The sequence below is a fragment of the Glycocaulis sp. genome, assembly GCF_052168375.1.
Lineage (GTDB): Bacteria > Pseudomonadota > Alphaproteobacteria > Caulobacterales > Maricaulaceae > Glycocaulis.
Genome location: NZ_JBQLZR010000135.1, coordinates 1 through 4,172 on the forward strand (window position 1 = coordinate 1; position 4,172 = coordinate 4,172).

3 protein-coding genes and 1 tRNA gene are annotated in these 4,172 nt (G+C 64.4%); 3 read left to right on the plus strand and 1 reads right to left on the minus strand.

Annotated elements, in window-relative coordinates:
* A partial coding sequence (locus ACTS2Z_RS05320) for a methyl-accepting chemotaxis protein (RefSeq protein ID WP_442572186.1) occupies positions 1 to 1,201 on the plus strand: 1,201 nt, incomplete at its 5' end.
* Between the two features lie 23 nt (positions 1,202 to 1,224).
* Here the strand turns inward: ACTS2Z_RS05320 and ACTS2Z_RS05325 are convergent.
* Positions 1,225 to 2,370 (minus strand): pentapeptide repeat-containing protein, encoded by a 1,146-nt coding sequence (locus ACTS2Z_RS05325; protein ID WP_442572187.1) that lies wholly within the window; start codon positions 2,368 to 2,370, stop codon positions 1,225 to 1,227.
* A gap of 246 nt (positions 2,371 to 2,616) precedes the next feature.
* On the opposite strand from ACTS2Z_RS05325, the gene ACTS2Z_RS05330 reads away from it, so the two are divergent.
* A tRNA-Met gene (locus tag ACTS2Z_RS05330) sits at positions 2,617 to 2,693 on the plus strand.
* A gap of 108 nt (positions 2,694 to 2,801) precedes the next feature.
* On the plus strand, positions 2,802 to 4,130 hold the full coding sequence (locus ACTS2Z_RS05335) for a DUF6538 domain-containing protein (protein ID WP_442572188.1): 1,329 nt from the start codon (positions 2,802 to 2,804) through the stop codon (positions 4,128 to 4,130).
* Positions 4,131 to 4,172: the final 42 nt, after the last annotated feature.

Sequence of the window (4,172 nt, forward strand, 5' to 3'; positions counted from 1 at the left end):
GGTTGAACAGGTTGTGGCCGACGCCAATGCCATGGCCGAAGCGGCCCGTTCCAACGGCTTCACGGCTGTTCTGTCCGGCCAGATCCTGCTGATCGTCATGGCAATCGGCGCAGTGGGCATCGCGGGCGTCATTGGCTGGGTCTACGTGAACGGCAATCTGCTGCGCCGCCTGACGCGCATCTCGCGCACCACCACCGCTCTGGCTTCGGGCGATACCGGCCAGGCGCTGGAGGACAAGGGTCAGGACGAGATTTCCGACATGGCCCACGCTGTTGCCGTCCTGCGCGAAAACGAGATGGAACGTCTGCGGCTTGCCAGCGAAAGCGAAGCCGAGCGCGCCGCGCGCGAAGCGCGCACCCGAGCCATCGAGGCGCTTGTTCAGGAATTTGAATCGACCTCCGGCCGGGCGCTCGAAGCAGTGTCCCGCGCTGCAGGGGAAATGGAAATGGCCGCCAACGCGCTGACAGAAAGCTCGCATAGCGCGGCCGGCCAGACTGCAGAAGTCAACGAGGCGGGCGTACTGGCCGCCCAGAATGTCGACACCGTCGCCGCCGCTGCCGAGGAAATGACCTCCTCCATTGGCGAGATTGCCCAGCAGATCGCCCGCTCCTCCACGATTGCGCGCAGCGCAGCTGATGAGGTTTCCGGTGCGAGCGCTGACGTCACCGCGCTCAGCGAAGCGGCCGGCCGCATTGATGGCGTCGTCCGCCTGATCAACGAGATTGCCGAGAAGACCAATCTTCTCGCCCTCAATGCCACCATCGAGGCAGCACGCGCCGGTGAGGCCGGCAAGGGCTTTGCGGTCGTGGCATCGGAAGTGAAGACACTGGCTGAGCAAACGGCCCGGGCGACAGGTTCGATCTCCGAGGAGGTCAGCGGCATTCAGAACGCCACCGGCAAGGCCGTCAGCGCGATCACGGCCATCGGTACCGTCATCCGGGAGATGAACGAGATCTCGACCGCCATTGCCGCGGCCATGGAAGAGCAGCGCGCCGCAGCCGAAGAGATTACCCGCTCTGCACAGGAAGCAGCCGGAGGTACACGGCGCGTATCGCAAGCCATTCAGGGCGTTGACGCAGCCGCATCGGAAACCGGCCAGTGTGCAGCCCAGGTCAATGAGGCGTCCCACGGGCTCACCCGGGAGGCCGGCACATTGCGCAGCGCCGTTGCCCGCTTCCTCGAAGGGGTGCGCGCCGCCTGATCGACGGACACGCCGGTACGGCTTCAGATGAAAGCCATCTCGGTGCCGTGAGCTTCGCTTTCCTGCGCGTATTGCTCATGAACCCAGTCAAACAGGCTGGCGGGGCTGAAGCGCGCGCCTTCCAGTGACAGGAAGCTCGCCCGGGCGCCAGTGAATACCGGCGGATGCAATTGCCCGCCATGCCCTTCCAGCGGACGCAGATCCGCCCCGTTGAAGCGGGCGTGGGACAGCTTGCAGCCGCGAAAGCTCGCCCCGCGCAGATCGGCATTGTCGAACCTAGCATCGCGCAGGTCCGCGCCATCAAAATGGGCGCCGACCAGTGTGGAGCCGGAGAAGTCGACACCGGCACATATCGTGTTTCGCAGGCTGCTGCCCGCGAGCACCCGGTTGGCAAGTCCGCCGGACACTACGCGCAGATCAGCGCCATCGACGACCAGCCTTGCCCCGGCTTGCCCGCCAGAACTCGCCCACAGCCCGGCCGCCTCGATGGCCGCATTGAGCGCAGGCCCCCGTGCGCGCGCGGCCTCGTCCGGGTCCAGAAGGGCACCTGTTAGGCTCATGCCTTCACGGCGGCAGCGCGACAGATCGACCCCTGTCAGGATGGCGTCATCCATGCAAACGCCGCGCAGGCTCGCCCCGTCAAGCTGTGCGCCAGCCAGGTTGGCACCGCGAAAATCGACACCGTCCAGCTTCGCATGGTTCAGCCGGGCATTCTTCAGCGAGCACTCGCGCAGGTCAGCGGTTCTGACCCCGGCTGGTGCCGAGTTTTCCCATCCATGGCGAAAGCGCAGGAACGGGTTTGCCGCGCTGGAAAGCACCAGCTCTGCCCCGCGCAGGTCTGCCCCTTCCAGATTGGCGGCGTAAAGCTGCACGCCCCAAAGGGCAGATCCGCGCAGATCGGCATTGACCAGCGTGCATCCGCGCATGTCGGCGCGTATCAGGGCCGAGGTGTAGAAGGTCGCGCGGGTCAGGTCCGACAAGGTCAGGCGGGCATCGCTGAGATCGCAGCCGACGAAATAGGCATCGGCAAGCGCGCGGCGCTGCGCGACCAGTCCGGAAAGGTCCGTCATGCGGAACTGAATCCGGCTGCCCCCCGGCAGACGGCGCACAAAGCGCTCGTGCTGGGCTATCGCGTCCTCGTAAGGGTTTGTGTGCTTGCGCGCTTCCATGATCGATCCGCTTTACGCCCGATCAGTGAACAAGCTGATAAGCATCTGGTTCTCATGGATTATTTACCATGTTGCAGGCCGAAAAGGCCGAGGGGAACCGGGCGGGAGCACCGTCGAGGGACGCCGGACCGCAGGGCCGTCTGCCACAAGTCAGCGCGTGCGCTTGCCTCGGACACGGGCTTTGCGTATATCCGCTGCCTCTGTCGCAGGGCCGGTTATACCCGCGCTGCGGCACAGGCCTTGAGGGGCGGGATAGCTCAGCTGGTTAGAGCGCAGGACTCATAATCCTGAGGTCGAGAGTTCAAGTCTCTCTCCCGCTACCACTTTCACCTAAGGCCTTATATCACTGAGACTTTAGCGCTTTTCGCTCTTGGACTGCCCCACAAACTGTCCCACAAGGGCGAGGAGTGAGGGTGCCGAGGTATCGTGTGATGAACCACTATCTGAAGCAGCGGGGCAAGGTCTGGTATCTCCGCATGAGGGTGCCTCTCGACGTGCGCGAGAAGGCGGGCAGAGAGTGGATCGAGGAGAGCTTACGCACCCGTGATGTCCAAGAGGCGCGCAGGAGACGGGATACCCGCAAAGCCGACCTAGAGCGGGAGTGGGAATTGATCCGCCGCGTCGGTGACCCTAGCGCTATCGAACGGACACTCGCTGAGGCCGAGCTGGAGCGCCAATGGCGCAACCGAGGAGAACTGCCCGCAGCGGCCCCCACGGTAGCTGAGAGGCTCTCTGAGGAACTTAGCGACGCTGCGCAGGCGTGGGGGCGGCGAGAGGGGCTTATTGATCGGTTCGGCGCGGGCATCGACCCAGAGGAGCTTCTGGACCGGTTCACCGAGGAAACCAGAGAAGGCGAGCGCCTCCGCCACCAGCTTGAAGCCCTCAGGGGCAATCTCCCGATAGCCGTTGCTGGTGAGCGATGGCTTGCCAAGGCGCGCCTCACGGACGGCACGAAGCGGGAGTATCGCCGGTTCTTCTCCACAGCGCAGGCCAAGCTGCCCCTGCCTCAGCAGGTTACACGGACGGACGCACGGCTATTCATTCAGTGGCTCGCAGAGGAAGGCGGAGAGGACGGGTCCGGGTTCGCCCGCAAGACGGTCAATAACCACCGCTCTGCCCTGTCCGCTCTGTGGAGCTACCTCGACTTGGACACTGCAATATGGAGTGGTATCCGTTTCGAGCCTGCCAAGGGCGCACTGAAGCGGGACGTGTGGACCCTAGAGGAAATCGTGCGCCTTCTCGATACCGCCAAGGCACTGCCGGGGGAAGCTGGCGAGAAGCTCCCGCGTGTGATCCGTATCGCCCTCCACACTGGCGAGCGGGCCAAGGAGCTTGCGGGGATGCGGTATGACCCTGAGAACGATTGGCTTGTGATCCCCCGCGACGCCACAAAGACGGACGCTGGGGAGCGCGCGCTTCCCTGCCCGGACGCTTTGCGGGAAGACGTGAAGGCGTGGGTGGCAGAGCCGTGGGCTACGCAGAGCGTGTCCAACAGGTTCTCAGAGCTGAAGAAGGGTCTAGGGTTTAAGGGGCGCGAGAAGGTGCTGCACAGCTTCCGGCACACGCTCCTTTCCCGCCTTCACGAACTGGGCGTGCAAGAGGCCACAGCGGCCAAGATCGCGGGTCACAAGCATGCGGGCATGACCTACGGGACCTACGGGAATAAGACCTCGGTGGAGAGCTTGCGGGGGATCATGAACTCGCTGGACTGGGACGCAAGGCTGGAGGCGGAGAGGAAGGCAATCGAAGCGCGGAAGTAATGCCCCCTAGAAGGCCCTCAGAGGCCTGCCTAGGCCGTGGCA